Origin of the sequence: Sorangium sp. So ce375 (genome assembly GCF_051473855.1) — a bacterium.
Lineage (GTDB): Bacteria > Myxococcota_A > Polyangia > Polyangiales > Polyangiaceae > Sorangium.
The window spans coordinates 892334-916996 of record NZ_CP150335.1 but is presented as its reverse complement, the minus strand read 5'-3'; the positions used below and the strand labels follow the sequence as shown (position 1 = coordinate 916996).

At 70.6% G+C, this 24663-nt stretch carries 16 protein-coding genes and 1 tRNA gene; 7 read left to right on the top strand and 10 right to left on the bottom strand.

What is annotated here, in order from left to right:
- Nucleotides 1-713: 713 nt before the first annotated feature.
- The 9 genes from WME90_RS03565 to WME90_RS03525 all read right to left on the bottom strand — a co-directional run bounded on the left by WME90_RS03565 (nucleotide 714) and on the right by WME90_RS03525 (nucleotide 14926).
- Complete coding sequence (locus WME90_RS03565; RefSeq protein ID WP_437279646.1) at nucleotides 714-1382, bottom strand: PP2C family protein-serine/threonine phosphatase; 669 nt, start codon at nucleotides 1380-1382, stop codon at nucleotides 714-716.
- 1108 nt (nucleotides 1383-2490) lie between these two features.
- Complete coding sequence (locus WME90_RS03560; protein WP_437279645.1) at nucleotides 2491-2910, bottom strand: hypothetical protein; 420 nt, start codon at nucleotides 2908-2910, stop codon at nucleotides 2491-2493.
- Nucleotides 2911-3936: 1026 nt separating this feature from the next.
- Nucleotides 3937-5310, bottom strand: coding sequence for a hypothetical protein (locus tag WME90_RS03555; RefSeq protein ID WP_437279644.1), 1374 nt, complete (start codon nucleotides 5308-5310; stop codon nucleotides 3937-3939).
- A gap of 224 nt (nucleotides 5311-5534) precedes the next feature.
- Complete coding sequence (locus WME90_RS03550; protein ID WP_437279643.1) at nucleotides 5535-6155, bottom strand: hypothetical protein; 621 nt, start codon at nucleotides 6153-6155, stop codon at nucleotides 5535-5537.
- 885 nt (nucleotides 6156-7040) lie between these two features.
- Complete coding sequence (locus WME90_RS03545; RefSeq protein ID WP_437279642.1) at nucleotides 7041-8609, bottom strand: PGRS family protein; 1569 nt, start codon at nucleotides 8607-8609, stop codon at nucleotides 7041-7043.
- Between the two features lie 20 nt (nucleotides 8610-8629).
- Nucleotides 8630-9727, bottom strand: coding sequence for a PEGA domain-containing protein (locus WME90_RS03540; protein ID WP_437279641.1), 1098 nt, complete (start codon nucleotides 9725-9727; stop codon nucleotides 8630-8632).
- Nucleotides 9728-9768: 41 nt separating this feature from the next.
- Nucleotides 9769-10899, bottom strand: a complete 1131-nt coding sequence (locus WME90_RS03535) for a hypothetical protein (RefSeq protein WP_437279640.1) — start codon at nucleotides 10897-10899, stop codon at nucleotides 9769-9771.
- 29 nt (nucleotides 10900-10928) lie between these two features.
- A complete protein-coding gene (locus tag WME90_RS03530) occupies nucleotides 10929-13784 on the bottom strand; it encodes a protein kinase domain-containing protein (RefSeq protein ID WP_437283554.1) in 2856 nt (951 codons plus the stop codon).
- Nucleotides 13784-14926, bottom strand: a complete 1143-nt coding sequence (locus WME90_RS03525; protein ID WP_437279639.1) for a serine/threonine-protein kinase — start codon at nucleotides 14924-14926, stop codon at nucleotides 13784-13786. The genes WME90_RS03530 and WME90_RS03525 overlap by 1 nt, the downstream gene beginning before the upstream one ends.
- A gap of 477 nt (nucleotides 14927-15403) precedes the next feature.
- Between WME90_RS03525 and WME90_RS03520 the strand changes: the two genes are divergently transcribed.
- The 6 genes from WME90_RS03520 to WME90_RS03495 all read left to right on the top strand — a co-directional run bounded on the left by WME90_RS03520 (nucleotide 15404) and on the right by WME90_RS03495 (nucleotide 23175).
- The gene (locus WME90_RS03520) at nucleotides 15404-15712 is read left to right on the top strand and encodes a hypothetical protein (protein WP_437279638.1); all 309 of its coding nucleotides are present in this window, start codon (nucleotides 15404-15406) and stop codon (nucleotides 15710-15712) included.
- A 47-nt stretch (nucleotides 15713-15759) separates the two neighbouring features.
- Nucleotides 15760-16398, top strand: coding sequence for a sigma-70 family RNA polymerase sigma factor (locus tag WME90_RS03515; RefSeq protein WP_437279637.1), 639 nt, complete (start codon nucleotides 15760-15762; stop codon nucleotides 16396-16398).
- A 266-nt stretch (nucleotides 16399-16664) separates the two neighbouring features.
- Nucleotides 16665-17480, top strand: a complete 816-nt coding sequence (locus tag WME90_RS03510; RefSeq protein ID WP_437279636.1) for a hypothetical protein — start codon at nucleotides 16665-16667, stop codon at nucleotides 17478-17480.
- Nucleotides 17481-18183: 703 nt separating this feature from the next.
- Nucleotides 18184-19011: an electron transfer flavoprotein subunit beta/FixA family protein gene (locus WME90_RS03505; RefSeq protein ID WP_437279635.1), complete on the top strand. Its 828-nt coding sequence runs from the start codon at nucleotides 18184-18186 to the stop codon at nucleotides 19009-19011.
- A 114-nt stretch (nucleotides 19012-19125) separates the two neighbouring features.
- Nucleotides 19126-20097 (top strand): electron transfer flavoprotein subunit alpha/FixB family protein, encoded by a 972-nt coding sequence (locus WME90_RS03500; RefSeq protein ID WP_437279634.1) that lies wholly within the window; start codon nucleotides 19126-19128, stop codon nucleotides 20095-20097.
- A gap of 330 nt (nucleotides 20098-20427) precedes the next feature.
- Nucleotides 20428-23175 carry an ATP-binding protein gene (locus WME90_RS03495; protein ID WP_437279633.1) on the top strand — a complete coding sequence of 916 codons (2748 nt, stop codon included), beginning with the start codon at nucleotides 20428-20430 and terminating at the stop codon, nucleotides 23173-23175.
- Nucleotides 23176-23478: 303 nt separating this feature from the next.
- Here the strand turns inward: WME90_RS03495 and WME90_RS03490 are convergent.
- A tRNA-Pro gene (locus WME90_RS03490) sits at nucleotides 23479-23552 on the bottom strand.
- A 457-nt stretch (nucleotides 23553-24009) separates the two neighbouring features.
- Here WME90_RS03490 and WME90_RS03485 point away from each other — a divergent pair.
- Nucleotides 24010-24618 (top strand): response regulator, encoded by a 609-nt coding sequence (locus WME90_RS03485; RefSeq protein WP_012233257.1) that lies wholly within the window; start codon nucleotides 24010-24012, stop codon nucleotides 24616-24618.
- Nucleotides 24619-24663 lie beyond the last annotated feature (45 nt).

Sequence of the window (24663 nt, the reverse complement as noted above, 5' to 3'; positions counted from 1 at the left end):
TCGATCCAGCCCCCCTCGTGAGGGGGGCTCTCGTTCAAGGGTCCTCGCCCTTGCGGTGCGCCGAGGGCAAGAGCATCAGCTTGGGGCGACGCCTGCTTCGCCCTTTAGGACCACCTGCCGGGCGTGGGTTCTTCGCCCACAAGAGGCTCTGCGATGCCGGCAGCCTGAGCCCCGACGGCGGCGCAAGCTCCTCTTCCGCCGCTTCGCGAGCCGCTCGCTCTGCGATGCAGTGTACGCAATACTTCTCGGGGTCCCAGTCGATGTCCTCGAGACCCAGCCTCCGTACCCACATTCGCTCCCACTCCCCCATCTTGCTCAGGCTGGGGCGCTCACCAGAGGGAGGAGGGTCGTCTCCGCGGGACCTTCGGCGCTTCGGCATGGGGCTCCTTGATTTCTGGCGGCGCCCATTGTGCCGGCAATAAAAGAGCTCGCCAAGGGCTTTCTTCGAACAATCTTTTCCCTTTCCGCGCCGTTTGGCTCCTTGTCGCTCCTTGTCACTGGCTTACGTTCAGCCCTCCGAAATTGCCACGAAATCATACCGTGGTCTCACTTTTCGCGGTGCTCGCCGTGCCCCGCGGTCCAGCGGGCTCTGCTCGCCGACGCGACGCGGTGCCGGTTCCAGCACCTTGACCCGACGGCCTGCCGCAGCCGCCAGGTACGCCGCTGCCTTGGCTCGCCCCTCCGGCGCTTCTGCGCTGCTCTTCCTTACGAATTCAACCCACAGACACCGCCACACGAGCCAGGACGCACATTGCCTGCTCGGGCTCGCCGTTCTCATGAGCGCAGTCCATCAGCAGGCTCGCCGCCAGGCGCAGCTCACGGTGCGCTGCGAGGATGCCGGCGATGCGCTGCTCGGACACCGAGCCCCGGAGGCCCCCCGAGCACGCGAGGAAGATGTCGCCCGGCTCCGTGTTCTCGACCTGGGCCGTCATCGCCACCGCCGCGTCGCAGCCGAGCGCGCGAGTGGCCGCGCTGGCGTGTTGTATTAGCGTCGCTGGGACATCCGGCGGGATGGATCCGTCGAGCGCCCCGCCGTCGAGCGCCGCCGAATCATGCGTTCGCGCCTCCAGCTTCCCCGCGCGGAACCTGTAGATGTGCAGATCGCCGGCGTAGGCGATATACGCCGCCCCTGGCGCGAGCAGCACACCGGCGAAGCTCACCTGCACGCCGCTCGATCCCGGCTCCGGACGTTCGTCCGCGGAGCGGCCTGTTCGACGCGGACTCATCATGAGCCGCACCTCGTCACGGGACTGCGGCGCAATCATCTCACCGGCACAAAGGTCGTCCACACTGTCTTCCTCGATGACGGCGTGTACCAGCTCGATCGCCGTACGGGAGACGACCTCTCCGCCGAGCCCGCCCATGACCAGAAAGAGCCCCACGCAAGGCACCTCGCCAGAGCGCTCCTCATTGCTCGCACGACGCCTCGACACAGGGGCATCCGCCCCAGCCTCGATGGCGAGCGTTGGACGCACCATCTTCCACCTCGCACGCTCGTCGCAAGGACGAGCCGAGTCAGCGCGCACCACGCTCGCGGTGCGCCGGTCTCCTGTTCTGTCGCCCCGCGCGCGACGCTGCCGTGAACCGCCGCCGTGCGCCGTCGCGCGTGATCAGGCCGTCAACGGCTGCTCGCCCGAGCTTGGAGCCCGTGAGGGCGCCTTTCGCTCAAGCGCTCAAAAATCCTCACGCACGAGACGCGCCAGTCGCACCATCTTCAGCAGCAGCCGCCTGCAGCGGTCCCTGCTCCGCCTGCTGCGCCTACCCGCCCTCGGCGGAATCTTCTCCCACCCAGGGCTCAGCCGCAGCGTCGATCGGTTCCCCGACCGTGATGCAAGCTCCTCCATCACCGCTTCCCAGGCGGCTCGCTTCGCGATGCAGTGCTCGCAGTGCAGCTCGGGGTCCCACTCGACATCCTCGAGCCCCAGCCTCCGTACCCACATCCGCTCCCACTCCCCCATCCCGCTCGGGCTGGGGCGTCTTGCGGAGAGAGGCACATCGTTTCCACTGGAATTCCGGGGCATTGGCAGAGCGCTCCTTGGAGCGAGCGGCGCCCATTCTGCCGGCCACGAAAGAGCTCGCCAAGCGCATTCGTCCAGAAATCGATGCTTTTTCGCCAAGTTACGGGCAGCCAGGCCGGCTCGTCACAAAATCGTACGGTCGCCCTCACTTTCTCCACCGCTCGCCGGTGGCAGCAGACCGGCGGGCGCGGCTTGCCGCGGTACATGTGGCCTGCGGCATATTTCTCGCCGTCTCGATGGCGCTCGATGGCGCGTCGCGCGATCGTCGGTGCCGCCTCCGCCACGCTTCTCGGCGGCAGGCGGCACGCGGCACCACCGACGAGATCGCCCGCTACCTCGTCGCCCACTTACGGAAATTCCTGCTCCGCCACCGCCGTGCCTTCGGCGCCCGCGTTCTCCGCCACGCCGTTGCTTCCGCCGGGGCCCCCTGCGCCGGGCGTGCCAAGTTGCAGCGTCGTTCGCCCTTCTTGCTTCACCGCCTCGCCTCGGTACGCGATCGCCAGCAACGGCCCGCCGAGACCTCCGCCGCCGGGACCGCCGTTGCCACCCTGGCCTCCCTGCCCACCAGCGCGCGCAGCGTTCGAGCCGCCGCCCCCGTGCGACCAGCACCGCCGAGACCGCCCGATCCGCCCGTCTCGCCCTCCATCTTCGCACCCATTGCCTGCGCCTCGCTCTTCACCGGCACCATCGCCAGCCCCACGTCCGCCGTCTCTCCCTTGGCGCTCTTCACCGTCTTGGTGCTCTTCGCCGTCTGGCTCATCGGCGCGTACCCCTCCAGCCTCACCTCTACCCGGTGCTCGCCTGGACCCACGAACACCTCCCCTTCCAGCTGCGCTCGCCCCAGGGCCTTGCCGCCCACAAGCACCGCCGCCCTCGCCGCGCTGAGCGTCACCCGCAGCACCCCCACCTGCGCTCGCGACTCCCCAAGCCGCTGCTACGCCATCGGCTTCAACTTCGCCACCGTTTTGACCAGCGGCCAGTTCCTCAGCGCGAACGACGGATACTCCGCTGCTTCTCGGTACTTCTTCAGCTGGTACTTCGTTCGGGCCAGAGCTGCGGCCCTGCCCCCCGGCTACGGCTGACAACTCGCGCACGAAGCAAAAACGACCTGCTGCTGGGCTGCCTTCAGCGACCGTCGGATAACATCCGCTCTCGCGGCCCGACGCAGAAGGTTTCAGCAGATCAACGGTCCGTCCGCCCGCGCCTTGGACAATCCACTCGAAGGTGGCGAGGTTGTAAGCGCCGAGCAGCCCACCGTGCCGCGTCTCCGCGACAAAACAGTCCCTACCACCCCAATACGGGGCACGTCCACTCATATCTTTGTCTCTCCTTCAGCTCAGCGGCTCACAAGCCGCGACTCTCGTGATGCAACCGCATTCCCTTGAGCCATTCGAAATTCTCACGCAACGGCACATTCTTTCTCACTGCCCACAGCTCTCGTTTCCACCGAAGTTCCGGCACGCTCCGCTCGCCCCCAGTTCGCCAGTGTTCCCGTCGGCCTCGCGTTGCCGCCGTCGCCTGCGATACCGGCGGAGCATCCGCTGGCCGTCGCGCGGGTCACCCGAGGACGCACCTCTCCCCGTCGATCGCGTTCCATGCGATCGCCAGCACCGTCTTCCGACGCCCTTCGCGCCGGCGACCGACGCCGTCGACGACGCCGCCCGCTACCTCATCGATGGCTTACGGAGACGCCTGCGCCGCCGCTGCAGTGCCTTCCGCGCCCGCGTTACCCGACACGTTGTTGCCTTCGCCGGCTCACCCCAGCGCCCGGCGTTCAGGGCTGTAACGTCGTCGGCCCTTCCTGCTTCACCGCCTCGCCCCCGTAGGCGGCCGCGAACGACGGCCCACCGAGGTCTCCTCCACCTTCAATTGCATTCCGTTGAGCTCTACGAAATTACCACGTAGCAACACCTTTTTCTCACTGCCCGCAGCTCTCGTTTCCACCAAAGTTCCAGCACGCTCCGCTCGCTCCGCGCGTACCCGCGTTCCCACCCGGCCCCGCGCTGCCGCCGTCCCCAGCTGCGCCTTCGGTAAAACCCTTCAGCGCTACCGCTGCGCTCGGCCCCCTCGCGAACGCGATGCCCACCGCATGGCCGCCTCGACCGCCTCCCCCGGGGCCACCCGCTCCGCCTCGCCCGCCTTTACCGCCATCACAACCGGCAATTGAGGGCGACGTGCCCGATGCATTTCCTCCGATGGCACCGAGGCCGCCATTCGCCCCGCTCTGACCGGCCACTCCATCTCCTCCCTTCCCTGCCTGGCCCACCACAACGGTCACTTCCGTCAGCACCAGCTTCGTCCCGAGGCTGACGATCCCGAGACTCGATCCGCCGGCTTTCCCGCCATCGCCTCCTTTACCGCCGCAACCGCCGGCTCCGCCTCCGCCGCCGCTGGCGCCGGGACCATTCACCGGGTTCGCGACGGGCCCGCAGAACAGCCCTGCTTTCGCGCCTCCGCCGCCACCTCCTCCTTGACCTCGCTTCCCAGATGTGCCGCTACCACCGTCGCCGCCAACGATTCCGGCCAGCGTCAGCGTCGTGCCGGTGCCGGCAGCGCCGGGAGCGCCGGTGATTCCAGGCGCACCGGGCTCTCCCTGTCGGCAATTGCCACCGGTCTGCCCTGCTCCACCAAGCCCATACTCGTCCGGGTTCGGCTCGGGCAATGGCGCCCCATCCGCACCCCTCTGCCCGTTGCCCTGGTCGGCACCCGTGATCCCGCCGAGCCCACCGGCTCCGCCGCGCGTCTCGCCGTCCTGGCACATCGTCACGCCGGGCTCGCCGCCGAAGACGACCTGGCACGCATTCGACACGACCTCCGATGCGCTCGCCCCCGCCTGCGGCACCTGCGTCGGCGTCTGGCCGTTTGCACCGTCCATCGCGTCGCCCGCCGTCACGTCCACCTGCGCAAGCTCCGCCTCGACGTCCGCCACCTCCACGCCGATCGACGACCCGCCCGGCTCCGTCGCACTCGCCGCGCGAACCGCGAAGCTCCTCACCTTCACCCCGCTCGCGGCCTCTGACACCGTGAGCGCGATCTGGTTTGCAGGCGCCTCGATCGCGCTCCGCGCCTCTTCGCTCCACGTCCAGTCCGCCTGGCAGTCGAAGCCCCCTATCACCTCCACCCCGGCCTCGATCGTCACGCTCTCCGCGAACGGCTCGATCGCGCACGCCAGCACCCGCTTGCCGTTCGCGTTCGCTACGGCCTCGCCGAGCGACACGTACGGCTTCGCCTTCGTCCCATCTCCCCCCGCCTCCGCCGTCGCGCTCGCGAACACCGCACACTCGTCCGTCACAGTGCTCGCGTCCTGTGTCGGGTCCGCCTCGCACGCAGGGTTCGAGACACCGCCGCCTGTTCCATCCCACAGCCCGCGGTGATGGTCGCACGACAGGGTAACCTCGCAATCCTCGGCGACGTTGCTCCACAGCGTGTCGCAACCGACGGCGCAAACGACCAACCCCAAGAAACATGGCTGCCAGCGAACTCGATCACTCTTCATCGTCCCCTCATTTCGGCTCTTCACCATACCCCCCGCACCGCAATCCCCCCGTAACCGATGGACGCTTCGGGTAGAGCACGCACCTTGCTTGACGCCTTGGTCCCCGAACGCGGCCACAGCGCATAGGTCGCGGCTGCGACGGCCAGCACGCCCGATGCTGTATACGCGACGGTCGCTGCACGCCCGAATGTGTCGACGCGGAAGGCCGTCGTCCGAAGCTCGGAGCACGCCTGTTGGTATCTGGCCGGCGCATCCTGGCAGCCACCGCCGGCGTTGAGGATTCCATTGGCCTGCGCGCGCCCATCCGCGCTCGCGCTGTTCGACGCCACCGTCATCCCGATCCCCAAGCCGAGCCACACCGCACTCGCCGCCCCCAGCGTGATCACCGGCACCCAGTTCCTCTTATCCGGCAGCCGTCGCGGCTCCACCACCACCGCCGGTGGCCCCGCCACGAGCCCGACGATCCCCGCACCCGTCGCGCTCCCGCCCCCCGCCGTCGTCACTCCCGCCGTCGTCGACGCCTCGCTCTTCGCCAGCGTCGCGTCGGCCATTTTTCCCATGACCACCCGCCCCCGCGGCTCGCACCACGCAGTTCGCCCGGGGGTGCTGACAACGAACGCAATGAGCACGAGGATGCCCACCCCCGGCCCGTGCTCGGCTCTACGGGCCTGCGCGCGGTCCGCCCCTCCCATGTCCCGCGCTCCGCGCGGGACGGGAGAGGTCTCGCCTGCGACGGCAGTCCGGGATCCAGCGCGGCGGTGCGTCCATCCCCCCGCGGCCGCGCCTCGAAGCTCTCCCACAGCGCAAAAGCGATCTGCTGCCGGGCTTCCTTCAATGACCGTCGGATAACATCCGCTCTCGCGGCCCGACGCAGAAGAAGTCAGCAGATCAACGGTCCCTCCGCCCGCGCCTTGAGCAGTCCACTCGAAGGTGGTGAAGTTGTCAGCGCCGGGAAGCCCACCGTGCCGCGTCTCCGCGACAAAAGAGTCCCTATCACCCCGGCGCGGGGTGCGTCCAACCATTTCTTGTCTCCTCCTTCAGCTCAGCTGCTCGCGGCGCACAGCGCTCGTCCGTCGCTCGCCCGCCTTGCGCTCAGCTCTCAAGAATTCTCAATCATCTCCACCACGCTGCTCACGTCACTGCCGCAGCTCGCATTGCCCGTGAAGCCCCAACATTCTCCGCTCACGCCCACCTCGCCGGCGTTTCTACTCGGCGCCGTGCCTCCGCCCTTGCCCGCTGTGGCCCCCATGAAGTTCGCCTGGGGCCTTCTTTTGAAATCGAAGCTTTTTCACCGAATTACGCGCAGTCATGCGGGATTGTCACCGAATCATACGGTCGTCCTCACTTTCTCCGCCGCTCGCCGGTAGCAGCGATCCCCGAGGATCTGCTCACCGCCGCGCACGTCATCCGTGGGCACACCTCACCCCTTCGATGGCGCTTCGCGCGATCGTCAGCACCTCCTTCCTCCACGCTTCGCGGCGGCAGGCGGCGCCACCGGCGACGCCGCCCGCTACCTCATCGCTTGCTTACGGAAACTCCTGCTCCGCCGCCGCCGCGCCTTCCTCGCCCGCGTTCTCCGACACATTGTTGCTTCCACCCGGCCCCCCAGCTCCCGCCGTGCCGGGCATCAGCATCGTCTGCCCTTCCTGCTTGATCGCCTCGCCGCGGTACGCGATCGCCAGCGACGGCCCGCCGAGGCCTCCTCCTCCTGGACCACCGTTGCCTCCCTGGCCGCCCTTCCCCCCGTCGCACGCAGCCTTCGACCCGCCCACGCCCACGCCGCCAACTCCGCCGAGACCGCCAAGCCCGCCCGGCTGCAGGTCGCCGCCAGCGCCTCCCTTGCCTCCATTGCCCGCCTTCAGCACGCAGTCCATCAGCGTCACCTTCCCCTCCACGCTCGCCAGCGCGATGCTCGCTCCGCCGGCGCCGCCGCCTTGCCCGGGCAGCCCACCACAGCCACCAGGTCCGCCGCTGCCGCCACTCGCTCCGGCTCCGGGCATGGCGCCTGGGCAGATCGCTGCGCCGCCCTTCGCACCGCCGCCTCCGCCGCCGCCTTGCCCGGGATTGCCCGGTCCGCCGTCTCCGCCGCTCACGCCCGCGTAGCCCGACGAGCTCAGCGTGCCGAGACCACTCGCAGCCTCCCCGACATCACCCGGCGTACCGTCGGCGCCGCCATCGCCCGTTCCGTTCGGTTCAGGACCACCACAACTCCAAGCCCCTGCCGGTGGTTCTCCGACACCTGCCGCCCCAAATGGCCCACTCTGACCTATCTGGCCGGCATCGCCGTTGTTTACCCTGCCAGCGCCGCCCCCTCCGCCGATCGACAACGCTCCGCCACACGCATTTTCGATCTGGGCTCCTCCCGGTAGCATGCCATCGGGTGCTCCTGAGGTGTCCAGATCAGTGCATGCATCGGTCCCCGCGTTCCCAGGCGCCGCCTGCGCCGGCACCTCGCTCGGCGCATCCTCTCCCTCCGCACCATCCGCTCCCTTGCCCGCGATGAGCTCGCACCGCGCCAGGTCAACCGTCGCTCGATCCACCAGCACCGCGATCGATGACGTACCCGGTGCCTCCGCATCCGCTGCGTGCACCGACACGTCCTCGATCCTCACGGCGGCATCGCCCCGCAGCACCTTCAGCGCGATCCCTTCCTCGCCCGGCGCCACGCTCGTCTTCTTCTCCTCGCCGGCCCAGATCCACCCCTTCGCGCAGTCGAGCCCGCCGAAGATCGCCATGCCCGCGGGCACCTCAGCCGCCTCTTTGAACTCCTCCGCGCACGCATACACCGCGCTTCCCTGCTTCGTCGCTCGCGAGATCGCCACGCTCAGCGTCTTCACAGGGTCCGCCTTCGTCCCGGCGCCATTGTCGTCACCGCCCGTCGCCACGAACACGCCGCACGTATCGCTCACGGCGGACGTCAACTCGCTCGGAATGCACCCTTCGGGCGTGCCACCGGCATCACCGCCCGGGAAGTGACCGCACGTGAGCAGGAACTCGCAGTCGTTGTCGAGCCCGATCGATAGATAGTCGCAGCCGCTCGCGATCACCGATGCGGCGCTCCAGCACATCAACCACGTCAGCCGCCTGTTCTTCATTGTGCTCACCATCGCCCCGCTCACCACGCTCCCACGACGACGACACCGCCCCCGCCAACGTTCGTCACCGGCAACACGCGCACCCCGTGCGCCGCCGGTGCGGCGCGTCGAGGCCAGAGCGCATACGTGACCGCGGCGACCGCCAGCGCCCCCGACGCCGCGTAGCCGATCACGGACACCGTGCCGAATCGCGCCGCGCGCTCCGCCTCGCTCTCCACGTCGCGGCACGTGTCGTTCAAATCGCTCGGCGGATCGATGCACCCTCTGTTCGCCTGCCGGATCTGCTCTCGATATCCCTCCGCATCGCTCCGCGCATTTCTCGACAGCACCGTCGACGTGATGCCCACCGCCAACCCCACCGCGCTCGCCGCGCCCAGCGCGATCACCGGCACCCAGTTCTTCTTCGGCGGCGGCTCCACCGGTGCCGCAGGCGGCTGCCCCATCACCGGCCCTCCCGCCCCCGCCCCCACCGCGCTCCCGCCCCCCTCCGTCGTCCCCGCCGCCGTCGCCCCCTCGCTCTTCGCCGCCGCCAGCGCCAGCGTCACCGCCGCCGTCGCTCCCTTCGCCACCGTCACTGTCTGGCTCGCCGGCGCATACCCCACCTGCCTCGCCTCCACCTGGTGCTCGCCCGGCTCCACGAACACCTCCCCTTCCAGCGGCGCTCGCCCCACTGGCTTGCCGTCCACAAGCACTTCCGCTCCTGCGACACCCACCGTCACCGCCACCGCACCCACCTGCGCTCGCGACTCCGCGAATCGCTGCTCCGCCGTCGGCTTCAGCTTCGCCACCGTCTTCACAAGCGGCCAGTTCCTCAGCGCGAACGAAAGGTGCTGCGCTGCTTCTCGGTGCTTCTTCAGCTGGTACTTCGTGTTTCCGAGGTTGTACGCCACGTCGAACGTCGGGTTCAGCTCCCACGCCGACTCGAGCTCCTTCTCCGCCTCCACGTACTTCTTGTCCGAGTAGAGGCGCAGCCCTTGTCGAAAGAACGCATCGGCGCGCGTCACCGCGTCGCCAGCGCTCGCGTTGGCGCCGGCGCTGGCGGGCGCTTCCTGCGGCGCGGCAGGCTGCGCGCTGGCGACATCGGCAGCGGCCATCACGGTCGCGGCAGTGAACAACACGGCAAGGCTTCGGCAGTTCATCATCATGGCTCCACGCGGGTTCACTCCATCACGTCATCGGCAAGCTGTTTCTCGGGGGTGGGCGCAGGCGCCGCCGGCGTCGGCGGTCGGTGCGGCGCAGGGCGCACCGGCCGCGCGGGCGCCTCCGGCGCCGGCACCTGCGGCGCTGTGGCCTCCGGCGGGGGCGCGGGCGGCTCGCTCGGCGGCGCGGTGTCGTCGAGGCTCGGCTCGACCGCCTCCGGCGGTGCCGGCGCTGCCGTTGGCAAGAGCTCCGAGACCGCTGGCGGCGCCGTCGCGCTCTGCACTGGCGCCCCGCTCGGCGGCAGCGCGGGCTCCTGCTCTTTCGGCGGCGCAGATCTCTTCAAGATCATCGACAGCACGAACGGGCTGCTCACCGCGATGATCGCCAGCAGCACCATCAGCCACGTCGGCATCCACTGCCGCCGCTGCCCGGTCGCCGGCGTCACGACCGGCTCCTTCGACACGGCGACCGGCGGCGGCGTCACCGGCAGCAACGACGACGGCAGCAGGGACTTGTCGATCGGCGGCAGCCCTCGGTCCGCCCACTGGCTCGGCGCCGGCGCCCCCGGCTGCTGCGCCGGCACGCCCTGCTGCACCGGCGCGCGCTGCGGCGCCGCCGCGCCCCCGAACACCGGCACACGCTGCGTCACCAGCGCTCCCTGCTGCATCGGCGCGCCGTGCACCGGCACGCGCTGCGGAGCCGCCGCGCCCTGATGCGGCAGCGCCGCCGCCCCGTGCGGATGCACCTGCTGATGCGCCGCCGCCCCGTGCGGATGCACCTGCTGATGCGCCCCCGCCCCGTGCGGCACTGCCTGCTGCGGCGCCGTCGCCGGAAACGGCGGCGGCCCCCCTTGCACCTGCATCGGTGGCGGCCTCCCTTGCGCCGGAAACGGCGGCGGCACCGCTTGCACCGGCAGCGGCGGCGGCACCGCTGGTTGCCCCTTGGCCAGCGCAGGCACGACCGGGAACTGGAACAGCGGCTGTCCCGTCGGCTTCTGCTGCTGCATCTCGGACAGCGCGCGGTCCAGCTCCGGGTTGTTCTGCGCCTGCCGCAGCTTCCGCTCCGCCACTTCCGGATCCGCCTCGCGCCGGATGCTCTCGAGGTCCGGCAGGTACTGCCGGATGTCGTCGCTGTCCTTGTTGCTGCCCATCGAAGACCTCTCTCCTCAGCGACCACACACTAGAACGGCCTGCACCCCGCCGTGGCGCATGGCCCAGCTGCCTTCGCAGGCGCCGCCTTCTTCCGCTCCTCGATCACCCTCAGAAACGACGGCTTCTGACGCTTCGGCATCGGGTAGAAGTCCTCGTCGTCCTCCGTCTCCGCCGGCGCTGCCTTCACAGGCGCTGCCTTCGCAGGCTCTGCCTTCGCAGGCTCTGCCTTCGCCGCCGCTTGCTCCTTGGGAGCAGGCGCCTCGGCCTCCGCTGCCGCCCCCGTCTTCTCCACGGCTCCGGCCTTCACCGCCGCCTCGGCCATGCTCGCCGCCGCCTCCGGCGCTGCTGCCGCCTCCGGCGCTGCTGCCGCCTCCGGCGCTGCTACCGCCTCCGGCGCTGCCGCCACCTCCGGCGCGGGCGCCGCCGCGCTCGCCTCGGGCAGCGGCGCCGCTGCCGCCGCGCTCTCGACCGGCGCTGCTGCCGCGCTCGCCGTCGCGCTCTCGGCCGGCGCCGCTGCCGCGCTCGCCGTCGCGCTCTCGGCCGGCGCCACCGATGCCGCCGGCTCTCCTGTCACCGGCTCCGGCGCCGTGTTGCGCGTCGAGCGCAGCCCCAGCACCGCACCCACGCCTCCCAGCGTCAGCGCCAGCGCCACCAGCGGCGCCAGCACGTACGCCCTCGGCGCTCGCCGCGGCTGCGTCAACAGCGCCGCCACCGGCGTCATCGACGTCTCTTTCCGCAACGACTCCGCCGGCCCCGCGCTCGGTGCCGTCACCGAGCTCGGCGCCGCTGGCCTCACCGCGATCGGTGGCGCCGTTCCCGGACGCGACGCCTCCGTCGCCAGGAGCTGCGGCGTCACGTACGGCAGCTCCACCTCCTGCGGCTGCGGCGCCGCTCGTCGTGCCTCCCTCAATGGCACGGCGTGCTGCGTCTCCATCACCGGCGACGGCGGCGGCCCACCATACCCCTGCGCCCCCGCGTGCAACGCCGGCCCGCCGTGTGACGGTGGCATCGGCGGCGGTCCCGCATACGCCTGAGGCATCGGCGCCGGCCCACCGTGCGACTGCGGCATCGGCGCCGGCACCGCATACGCCTGCGCCCCGCCACGCGCCTGCGGCATCGGCGCCGGCCCACCGTGCGACTGCGGCATCGACGCCGGCCCACCGTGCGACTGCGGCATCGGCGCCGGCACCGCATACGCCTGCGCCCCGCCCTGCGCCTGCGGCATCGGCGCCGGCCCACCGTGCGACTGCGGCATCGGCGCCGGCACCGCATACGCCTGCGCCCCGCCCTGCGCCTGCGGCATCGACGCCGGCCCACCGTACGACTGCGGCATCGGCGCCGGCACCGCATACGCCTGCGCCCCGCCCTGCGCCTGCGGCATCGGCGCCGGCCCACCGTGCGACTGCGGCATCGGCGGCGGTCCCGCATACGCCTGCGCCCTCACCTCCGCTGGCGGCATCGGCGCCGGCCCACCATACGACTGCGGCATCGACGCCGGCCCACCGTGCGACTGCGGCATCGGCGCCGGCCCCGCATAACTCCCCGCCCTCACCTCCGCCGGCGGCTGCGGCATCGCCGCCGCCCCCGCTCGCTGCGCCATCCTCTCCGCCCACGCCCCGGACAGCTTCGCCGTCGACTCCAGCGCCTTCAGCGCCGGCAGCGGCTCCGTATGACCCACCCCCCGCCCTCGCGGCACACGCGACGACGGCGCGAACGGCAGCGCGCTCGCCGGCGCCACGAACTGCTCCAGCGGCGCCGTCTCCCCGTGCACCACCCGCCGCCCTCTCTTCTTCTCCTCCTCCGCCGCTGCGCTCCCTCGCTCCATCCCGCCCTCCGCAACGCTCTTCCCGTGCGCCTCCTCCGTCTCCGCCTCGCCCTCCACCGGCGCGCTGTCCTCCAGCGCCACCCCCGCGAACGCCGCCTGCCGCTCCGCCTCCATCCGCTCCCGCGCCAGCCGCTGCGCCAGCACGTGCCCCGCCGGCACCGTCTCTCTCAAGAGCCCCCGCAGGTCCCGCGCCACGTCGTCGAACCTCGGATACCGCTCCTCCCGGTCGATCGCGATGCACCGCGCCACCACGGGCCACACGAACTCGGGGCAATCCGGCACGATCTCGTGCACCGGCTCCGGCGCCGCCACGAGGTGCCCTGTCAGCGTCTCCTCCGCCGTCGCCGGCTCGCTGTCGTCCAGGAACAGGTGCTTCCCCGTCAGCACCTCGTAGAAGATCGCCCCGAACGCGTAGATGTCCGTGCGCCCATCCGGCCTCGCCCGATCCACGCGCTCCGCCTTCCTCGAGCTCGTGTACAGCATCTTCACCTGCTCCGGCGAGATGTACCTCACCGTCCCCACGTCCGGCAGATCATCGGTGTTCATCCCGCCGTCCGCGAACTTCGCTATCCCGAAGTCGAGCAGCCACACGTGCCCTTTCGCGTCCGCCTTCGTCCCCACCATGATGTTCTCGGGCTTCAGGTCCCGGTGCCATATCCCCTTCGAGTGCACGAACGTCATCGCGTCCGCCACCTGCAGCATCACGTGCATCGCGCTCAGGAAATCGAGACGGTACGCCTTGTTGAGCAGCTTCCTCAGCGTCCTGCCCTCGAGGTAATCCATCACGATGTACGCCACGTGATCCGGCGACACACCCGCCTTCTTCATCCTCACGATGTTCGGGTGCTTCAGCTTCGGATAGAACTTGCACTCCTGCCGGAACCGCCTCGCGAAGTCCTCTCTCTTCAGATGCCGTGGCAGCATGCACTTGATCGCCACGACATCTTCCGAGTAGTCCTCCACTGCCTTGTACACCTCTCCCATCCCACCCGCGTCAATCACCTCCGTGATCCGGTAGTCCAGGAACACGTCCCCGGCCTTCAGCGCCTCCCGCGCCATCACCACACCCCCATCCCGCGCAACACCAGCGCCGCGATCGCCGAGAACACCACCGTGCTCGCAAGCGTCAGCGCCGCGAACAGCCGCGCGTCCACCGGCGCCGCCCCCGCCTCGACCGCCACGCCCGCCACCCCCGCGCCGGCCCTCGCCCCGCTCGTGCCCTCCGGCATCGCCTCGAACCACGCCCTGCTCTGCGGCCCCCACCCCGCCTCCAGCATCCGCGCCGCTCTCCCGCTCCCGTCCTCCTCCGCGAGCTCCGCGGCGATCCGCCCCAGCTCCTCCCCGAACGCCTCGGCGCTCTGGAACCGCTCCTCCGGCCGCTTCGCCAGCGCCTTCAGCACCGCTCGGTCCAGCGCTGGCGGGATCCGCTGCCCCGCCACCCGCGACGGCGGCGCCGGCGCTTCCAGCACGTGCGCGCGCAGCACCCCCAGCGCGTCCTCGACATGGGCGAACGGACCGTGCCCCACAACAAGCGTATACATCAGCAGCCCCACCGCATACACATCCGCCCGCGCGTCCACAGGCTGGCACCGCGCCTGCTCCGGCGAGGCCGTCCGCGGCGTCCCCACCAGCAATCCGGCGTCGGTCGGATACGCCGGCCCGTCCACCGCAGACGGCGCCCCCGGCGCCGCGCCGGCCAGGGCGCCGTCGAGCACCTTCGCGACGCCGAAGTCGAGCACCTTCGCGACCCGGGCGCCGCCCGGCGCCGCCGCCCCCGGCGCGCACAGGAACACGTTGTCGAGCTTCACGTCGCGGTGCACGAGCCCCACCCGGTGCGCCGCCGCGAGCCCCGCCAGCACCTGCCGCACCAGATCGATCGCCTCGGCCACCGGGAGCGGACCGCGCCGCTGGAGCTCCTCCCCGAGCGTCCGCCCTTCGAGCCGCTCCATCACGAAGTACGGGCGCCCCGACGACGTCTGCCCCAGATCGAGGACCGACACCACGTGCGGCGACGACACCGCCGCCAGCGCCCGCGCCTCTACCTGCAGCCGGTCCGCGAACCGCGGATCGTGCGCCAGCGCGCGGCGGACCAGCTTCACCACGACCCGCTTCCGGAGCGCTCGGTGCTCCGCCTCGACGACCTCCCCCATGCCCCCACGCCCGAGCACCCGGACCGCCCGGTAAGGGGTCCCTTCCAGCACATCCCTGGGATCGCCCGAGCGCCCTGAGCCGTCTGAGGTGCCGCATTCCACCAGCGAGGTCTCCTGAGATGGAAATCACGACCAGGGCGCCGGTTCAGACAAAGAAAATGCACGGGCGATGTCGATTCCTGAAAAACGACGTCGATTCGAGCCGTTACCAGCCATCGTGGCCACGGTCGCGGCCTCGTCCGCGGCCCACCCCGGCGCTCCGGCGCACCGTCGGACCCTCCACCCGCCCCCGGTACCCCGCCCCGGCCCCCCGCCCCGGCACCCTCGCCCCGGCCCCTCGCCCCGGCCCCTCGCCCCGGCACCCCCGCCCCGGCACCCCGCCGCGCCCGGCGACAGCGCGCCTCCGGGGGCGGGGCGCGACAAAACGATCCCGGCGCGTCGCTTTCCTTGTCTGAAACGATCACCCGGCAGTGATTTAGGAGAAGAAAGGGGCGCCGCACGCACGCGGGCCCCCTGCGCGAGGTCCCCATGACGCACGACGCTTCCGACCAGCACGACGACCTGGAGCCGCCCGGCGACGCCGATCCCATCGTGGAGGCCTGTCTCGCCGACGCGCTCGGCCCGTACCTCGGGGTGCTCTCCCCCGAGGAGCTCGAGGATTACCGCAGGTTCCTCACGGTCTTCATCACGACCCACCCGACGGCGGCGCCGCTCCACGCTCGCTTGCGGGCGAAGGGCTACGTCCCGGCCGGGAGCGGCGCGATGGCCCGCGAGGGCGGGGGCGCGAGCGAGGAGGCGGCGGCGCCCGACGACGGGACCTCCGGCGGGCGGCATTGATCAGGGACCGGCGTCCTCCTCCACCTCACCCCCCGCGGGAGCGCATCATGGCGGCGCTCCCGCTCGCTCGCCGCGTCGCTAGGGCGACCGCGCGGATCTACGGCGTGCGGACGCGCCAGGGGATCGAGGACTGCGAGCAGACGGCCTACCAGGCCCTCCTGGAAGCCGGGCTCGGGTTCGATGAAACGCGCGGCGTCCCCCTCGGCATCTACGCCTGGAAGCGGGTCGCCGGCGCCGTGATGCGGCAGCTGACCCGCGACGCGCCGATCCGGCGCGCCGGCGCCGCCGCCGCGCTCGACGCGGCCGAGTCGCTGCGCGACACAAGCGATCCGTTCAGCGACGACGACGACGACGCGTCGGGCCAGCTCATGGCCCATTGCCGGACGCTCGTCTTCACGCGCTTCGTGGCGGACACGGGCGAGCAGCTCAGGGCGCGCCCCGAGGACGCGCTCGCGCGCACACGCGCCTTCGAGGCGCTCGCCGGGGCGCTCCGCGGCCTCGACGAGCGGGAGGCGCGCCTCATCGAGCTGCGGTACTGGCAGGAGCTCTCGTGGGCCCAGGTCGCCGCGGCGCTCGGCGTCCACGAGAAGTACGCGACCCGCATGGATGAACAGCTGCGGAAACGCCTTCGGGGCGATCTGCAGGCGAGCCACGTCGAGGAGCCGCCGCCGAGCGAGGGGACCTGAAGGGCCCTCAGCGCCGGACCACCCGAGCTTCCGGAGCAAAAGGCAATTACAGGCGATAACACCGTCCTCCCCCTCGAGCCCCTCTCGAGCCGCGGATCATCTGCAATTGAGCCGGAATCGAGCCGCGGCGCCCCTCCCGGGCGCGCCGCGGACCGACTCGAAACCTCGCCCAGCGCAAAAGAGTCTTTACTATTCCCATCCTGCCTGAGAGCTTGACGAATGGTGCATTCCCCGGCGCGTCGCCGGAGGACAACCAAGGAGGCACCATGGCCCTCAAAGACCTCTCTCCTCGTCAAATGGTCCAGATCACCGGCGCCTGGCTCGACCCGGAGCGCGAAAGGCCGCGCCTCGTGTCGCTGAAGCGGTGTGCCCCGCTCATCGACGATATCGAGGCGGTGCACGAAGGCGTCTTGAAGTCGCACCGGCGGCAGAAGAAAGCGGGCGACGAGCTCTCCGAGATCCAGCAGAAGCTGGTCGCGACCGATCAGACCCATGATCGCAAGGCCCGCGGCGCCCATGCGGTGCTCACCGGCTTCGCCGATCTGGCCGACGATCCCGAGGACGCGGCGATCTACCTCGAGATCCGCGATCAGCTCTTCGCGGATGGGCTCAAGTTCATCGGGGCGAGCTACAGCGACGAGGCGGGCGAGGTGAAGCTCGCGCGCGACCGGCTGACGCCGGAGTCCAAGGCGGCGCTCAGGGCGCTGCCGACGCCGGGGGGCAACCTGCTCAAGGCGGTGCAGGCGTGGTTTGCCGCGGGCGACGAGCTCGGCAAGCTCGACGCGCAGCGTATCCACCTTTCGGCGGAGGACCGGCCGGGCGCGGTCGAATCGCCCGGCGGGCAGCTCCGGGCGCGCAATCGCTGGATCAAGGTGGTGCGCAGCGTCCTTCAGATGCTGGAGCTCGAGGAGGCCGATGAGGAGACGGCGCGCCGGCTGCTCGCGCCGCTCCAGCGGGAGACGGCCAAGGCCGAGCGCCGGCGCGCGGGTGGCAAGGAGGAGACCGACGAGGAAGGCGGCGCCCCGCCCGACGCAGGCGAGAAAGCGATCGACGAGGGAGCCCCGGCGACCGGCGTGGATTGACGGGGCCGCCCCTCCGACGGGCCCTCCTGGCTGACTCGATCCGTCTCAACCCCCCTCCGGCGGGCCCTTCTGGCTGACTCGATCCGTCTCAACCCCCCTCCGGCGGGCCCTTCTGGCTGACTCGATCCGTCTCACCCCCCCTCCGGCGGGCCCTTCTGGCTGACTCGATCCGTCTCAACCCCCCTCCGACGGGCCCTCCTGGCTGACTCGATCCATCTCGACCCCCCTCCGACGGGCCCCTTTCAACGGATCGCATCCATCTCGACCCCCTCCGACGGGCCCCTCTCAACGGATCGCATCCGTCACCCCCCCTCCGACGGGCCCCTTTCAACGGATCGCATCCATCTCGACCCCCTCCGACGGGCCCCTTTCAACGGATCGCATCCGTCACGCCCCCCTCTCCACGGATCTCATCCGCGGCGCCCTGCTTCCGCCACCCCCTCACAATGGCCCACCTCCCTCGCTCCCCGCGCCGCGAGGCCCCTCACAATGGGCCCTCCCCCTTCAAATCGGCCGTCGCGCCTGCTTGACGCACCACGTCGACGCTGCCATGACCGGCTCCCTCCGTCTCGGGCGTGCTGTTTCAGCCGCGCGCACCGGGTCCACGCATGGGTCCGCCTGCACGGCTGTCGCATGCATGGCGCGTCCTCGCCGAGGCGGACTACGCTCTGCGTTACCACACAGCAACAGGAGCCACCGAGCCGTGAAGATCCTCGTTCCGCTCAAGCGCGTCGCCGATCCGGATAACGCGAACAAGGTGAAGATCCCCGCTTCCGGGGACAAAATCGAGACGACCGGGCTCGAGTGGAAACCGAACCCGTTCGATGAGTACGCGCTCGAAGCGGCGCTGCGCCTCACCGAGGACGGCAAGGCGCCGAAGACGCGGGCGGGCGAGGTCGTCGTCGTCACCTTCGGACCGAAGGAGACCGAGCAGACCCTCCGCGCCGCGCTCGCCACCGGCGCCGACCGCGCCATCCGGGTCGACGTCACCGACGACAAGCTCGACGGCGACCTCGTGGCCCGCGCCCTCAAGACGCTCGTCGATCGCGAGAAGCCCGACGTCGTGGTGATGGGAAAGCAGGCCGTCGACGGCGACTCCAACCAGGTCGGCCAGATCCTCGCCGAGCTGCTCGACTGGCCGCTCGCGACGTTCGCCGCGACCATCAAGGAAGAGAAGGGCGCGCTCCTCGTCGGCCGCGAGGTCGACGGCGGCGTCTCCACCCTCCGCGTGCGCCTGCCGGCCGTCGTCACCGTCGACCTGCGCATCGTGGCGCCGACGAGCGTCTACTCCCAGAAGACCGCGCCCGCGTTCAAGTACAACGACGGCGTCCGCTTCGCGGCGCTCCCCGCGATCATGGCCGCCAAGAAGAAGCCCCTCGCCGAGGTGAAGCTCGCCGACCTCGCCGCGGACCAGGCGCTCAAGGTCCAGTACAGCGCGTTCCAGCCGCCCCCCGCGCGCAAGGCGGGCATCAAGGTGAAGGACGTCAGCGAGCTCGTCTCGCGCCTCAAGAACGAGGCGAAGGTCATCTGACGGGGCAGAGCACGACGGGACAGACGGGACGCGACAGAGGTCGATGACATCGAGGGTGCCGCGGACGCGGACCCCCGACCCGCACGGACGGGTCGACGAGGTGCAGGAGGGATCATGGCTGACGTTCTCGTGGTGGCCGAGGCCGCCGATGGAAAGCTGAAGAAGACGACCCACTCCGCGGTCACGTTCGCGAGGCAGGCGGCGGCGGCGCTCGGCGGGACGTACTCGATCCTCGTGATCGGCGACGCCCTCGGCGACGCGGCCGCCGAGGCAGCGACGCTCGGCGCGGCCAAGGTGCTCGTCGCCCAGGCGAGCTCGCTCAAGGACTACGTCGCCGAGCGCTACGTGCCGACCGTCGCGGCGGCCGCCAAGGGCGCCGCCGTCGTCGTGGGCACCGCGAGCGCCTACGGCAAGGACCTGCTCCCGCGCGTCGCGGCGCGGCTCTCGGCAGGGTTCGCGAGCGACATCTCCGAGCTCATCGCCGAGGGGAGCAAGCTCAAGTACAAGCGCCCCATGTACGCCGGCAACGCGTACGGCGTCTGCACCGTCTCGACCCCCGTCCAGGTCGTGAGCGTCCGCCAGAGCGCGTTCGCCGCCGCCGAGCCCACCGGGTCGAAGTCGCCGATCGAGCAGGTCGCGGTCGTCCCGCCGAGCGCGGCGGCCGAGCGCGTGGAGTTCGTCTCCTTCGACCAGGTGAAGAGCGAGCGCCCCGAGCTCACCGAGGCCAAGGTCGTCGTCTCCGGCGGCCGCGCCCTGAAGGAGCGCTTCAACGAGGTCCTCGACCCGCTCGCCGACGTCCTCGGCGCCGCCGTCGGCGCCAGCCGCGCCGCGTGCGACGCAGGCTACGCCGCGAGCGACCTCCAGGTCGGCCAGACGGGCAAGGTCGTCGCGCCCTCGCTCTACATCGCCGTCGGCATCTCGGGCGCCATCCAGCACCTCGCAGGGATGAAGGGCTCGAAGGTCATCGTCGCCATCAACAAGGACGCCGACGCGCCCATCTTCCAGGTCGCCGACTACGGCCTGGTCGCCGATCTCTTCGCGACCGTGCCCGAGCTCGCGAAGCAGATCCAGGCCGCCCGCAGCTGACCTTCACACGCGCCACGCAATCGACGCAATCGACGCAATCGACGCAATCGACGCGACGGCCGCAGCCCGCGCGGCCGACGCGACCAGCGACCGGCCCAATCGACGCGACGGCCGCAGCCCACGCGGCCGACGCGACCAGCGACCGGCCCAATCGACGCAGCCGACCCCGCCGGGGTACACCCCGTCCGCCCTCCAGCGACGCGGCCGTACCCCGGCTCACCGGATGAGTCCGTCCACCGAGAAGTTCACGCTCACCGACGCGATTTCCTTGTCAGGTCGCGCACGTAGCATCTTGTTCGCGTCCTGCGGCCGTGGGATCCCTTGAACCCTATGCCCGAACGCCCGGACATGCCGATCGTCGCGGCGCTCGCTCAGGCGCGGGCATTGCTGTACGACGCGGCCAGGACCACGGAGCAGCGACGGCTCATCGGCCCGACGGTCATGGAGATCGATCGCGCGATCGTGAGCTTCGATCCGACCGCGAGCGCCTCCTTCGAGCTCACGCCGCTCGCCGAGTCGGTGCCGCCCGTCGACACGGAGGTCGAGGCGCTGCGCCGCGAGGTCGAGCGGCTGCGCGTGATCACGCAGCACGAGCGCGGGCTGCTCGACGCGCTCCTCAGCGAGAGCCCGCACGGCATCATCGTCTCCGACAGCCAGGGCAAGCTGATCCTCCAGAACCGCGCCTCCGAGCGGATCTGGGCGGGCAGCTCCACCGCCGAGAACGTCGAGGGCTGGGGGCGCTACCGCGCCTTCCACCCCGACGGGCGGCCGTTCGATGGCGGCGACTGGTCGATGGCGCGGTGCCTGTCGAGCGGGGAGACCGTGCCCGCGGAGGAGATCCACTTCCAGCGCTTCGACGGGACGCACGGGATGCTGCTCGGCAGCTGCGCGCCGCTCTTCTCGCCGGACGGCGAGATGCTCGGCGCGGTGTCCATCTTCGCCGACATCACCCAGTTCAAGCAGCTGGAGGCGGACCTAAGGGTCAGCAAGACAAAGTTCTCGACCACGCTGAAGAGCATCGGCGACGCGGTGATCTCGACCGACGGCTCCGGGCGGATCGACTTCATGAACGCCGTGGCCGAGACGCTGACCGGCTGGACGCTCGACGAGGCGAGGGACCGCCGGCTGTCCGATGTCTTCCGCGTCATCTCCGAGCAGACGCGCGACGATCTCGACAACCCCGTCACCGAGGTGCTGCGCCACGGCGGCATGATCGGGCTCGACGACACAACGCTGCTCCTGCGCAAGGACGGCTCGGAGCTCGCGATCGACTCGAACGGCGCGCCGATCCGGAGCGAGGGGGGCGAGCTCGTCGGGCTCGTGCTCGTCTTCCGCGACGTGACCGAGAAGCGGCTCGCCGACAAGCGGCGCTACTTCATCGGCGAGGCGAGCCGGCAGCTCGCGCTGTCGGGCCTCGAGTACGACACCACGCTGGCCAACGTCGCCCGCCTCGCGGTGCCGCACATCGCCGACGCCACCGTGGTGGACATCGTCGAGCCGGACGGCTCGCTGAGCCGGCTCGCCGCCGTGCACGCGAGCGACGCGAAGCAGGCGCTCGGGCGGGAGCTCCCGATCCGCTACCCGAGGGATCCCGAGGTGCCGCGCGCGGTGCACACGGTGCTCCGGTGCGGCGAGTCGCTCCTGCTCCCCGACGTCGACGGCATGGCGTGGCAGCGCGCCTCGTCGCGGGAGCCCGGCAACGAGTGCTGGTCCGGCGGGCACGACCCGGCGTACCTGGCGCTGGTCCGGGAGCTCGGCATCCGCTCGGCGATGATCGTGCCGCTGCGCGCCCGGGGGCGGACGCGCGGCGCGATCACGCTGCTCTCGACCGAGTCGAGCCGGCGCTACGGCGTCGACGATCTCGCGCTCGCCGAGGAGCTCTGCAACTTCGCCGCGCTCGCGCTCGACAACGCCCAGCTCTACCGCGAGTCGCAGCAGGTCAACCGCGCCAAGGACGAGTTCCTCGCGACGCTCTCGCACGAGCTCAGGACCCCGCTCACCGCGATCCTCGGCTGGGCGCGCATGCTGCGGCAGGGCTCGCTGAAGCCGGACACGCACGTCCGCGCGCTGGAGGCGATCGAGCGCAACGGCACGCTCCAGGCGCAGCTCGTGGAGGATCTGCTCGACGCCTCCCGCATCATCACCGGCAAGCTGCGGCTCGACGTGATGCTCGTCGACCTGCCGCCGATCATCAACGCCGCCATCGACGCGGTCCGCCACGGCGCGGACGCGAAGAGCATCGAGCTGCTCGTGCAGCTCGACCCGAACGCGGGGCCGATCTCGGGCGACCAGACCCGGCTGCAGCAGGTGGTGTGGAACCTGCTGTCGAACGCGATCAAGTTCACCCCGCGCGGCGGCAAGGTCTCGATCCAGCTCGGCAGGGCCGAGGGCTTGGCCCGGATCCAGGTGAGCGACACGGGCCAGGGCATCGTCCCGGAGTTCCTGCCCTACGTGTTCGACCGCTTTCGCCAGGCCGACAGCACGAGCACGCGGCCGCACAGCGGGCTCGGGCTCGGCCTTGCGATCGCCCGCCACCTGATCGAGCTCCACGGCGGCACCGTGAAGGCGGAGAGCGCCGGGGACGGCAAGGGCGCGACGTTCACGGTGGACATCCCGCTCGCGCCCCGGGGCGCGCTCACGGCGCTCCGGAAGGCCGAGGGGCTGGTCCCCCTGTCCAACGAGCCGGAGCCGACGCTCCAGGGCGTCCGCGTGCTGATGGTCGACGACGAGCCGGACGCGCGGGAGCTCGTGACCACGGTGCTGGAGCGCAAGGGGGCGAGCATCACGGCGGTCGCGACGGTCGACGAGGCGCTCCTGGCGATCGAGCGAGAGAAGCCCGACGTGATCCTGAGCGATCTCGGGATGCCCGGGGAGGACGGCTACAGCCTGATCCGGCGCCTGCGCGCGCAGAGCCCCGAGCAAGGGGGGCGCATCCCTGCGGCCGCGCTGACGGCGTACGCGAGCGCCCAGGACCGGACACGCGCGCTGCTGGCGGGGTTCCAGTCGCACGTGCCCAAGCCGATCGAGGCGTCGGAGCTGGCGGCCGTGATCGCCAACCTGGCGGGACGGACGGGGTAGAGGCGCGCGGGACGGGCTGCCCTCCTCGGGCCTTCCGCCGTCCACAAGGGTTTGGGCTCGGACAACAGCCCGTGCCCACCCCGCGCGGCGAGCTGCCCCCCTCGGGCCTTCCGCCGTCCAAAGGGGGTGTTGGCGGGCAGCTGGGGGCAGCTGGGCTTCAGGCAATGACGCCGGGCGACTGCGGCAACGTAGGGGACGTTCGCGCTGAAGCTGCGGCGTAGATTAGGAACGCGGGGAGAGCTGCTCGGGGCGGACAGGGCCGCCCTGGAGCGATTCCACCGGATGGAGTGACGAAGAAGTGAGTCGGGGCGAGAGGATTTGAACCTCCGACTCCTCGGTCCCGAACCGAGTGCGCTACCAGGCTGCGCTACGCCCCGTTCGCTGCCGCAAAGGCAACGCCCGCTGAACAGCGGGCGCGCAACATCGCCAAAGGTGAGCCGCTTGTCAAGACGAAATGACCAGGGGCGCACCGCCGCACCATGGGCTCGCGCGACGCCCAGAGAGACGCCTGAGCGCCACATGGCAGCAAGGTGACAAAAAACGGCAGAAATTCGGTCACTTCGGGGCCCTGCGGCGCCCCGGACGTTTCACGAAGCCAAGAATCATCGGAGCGCAAGAAAAAAGTCCCGTCCTACCTTGCTCAGGCCGTGTTAAAGTGTCACTGGAATCCCGATGTTGCCGAAAGGAAGCAGAGAGCGAGGCTTCTGGTGCGCCGATGAGGGCCTCGCCCGCTGCCCGCGCAACGTTGAGCAGGGGACCGCACAGGCGGCCCCTTCCAGAACGGACCAGGGCGACCGTCCGGCTCCGGCGGTCGTGACGTGAGAGGAGGAACAGGTGGCAATTGAGCTTCCCGCTGTACGCATTCTGATCGTCGACGACGACCGCGCGATCTGCGACTACATGCAGACGCTGCTCGAGCGCGACGGGTACCAGGTCAAGACGCTGGGCGACCCCACGACCGTGGAGGAAGAGGTGCGCACGGGCGGCTACCACCTCATCATCCTCGACCTGATGATGCCGAAGCTCGACGGCATCGAGGTGCTCAAGCGCATCCGCAAGGTCGACAACGACATCGCCGTCGTCATCTTCACCGGCTTCCCCAACCTCGAGAGCGCCGTCGCGTCTATGAAGCTCGACGCGGTCGACTACATCAAGAAGCCGTTCAACGTGGACGAGTTCCGCGAGGTGCTCGCCCGCGTGATGCGCAAGAAGGGCCTCGCGCGCACGCCCGAGGAGCAGCTCCACCGCGTCATCGGCGACACGATCAGGAACCTCCGCAAGGACAAGGACCTCACGCTGAAGCAGATGGCGCGCCGCACGGGGCTCAGCGTGTCGCTGCTATCGCAGATCGAGCGCGCAGAGTCGTCGGCCTCCATCTCGTCGCTCTACAAGATCGCGGTCGCGCTCGAGTCGCGCATCCAGGACCTCTTCGGCCACTACTGATCCGCTCGCCGAGCGGCGACACGAAGGCCCGCCGCGCGCGTGTGG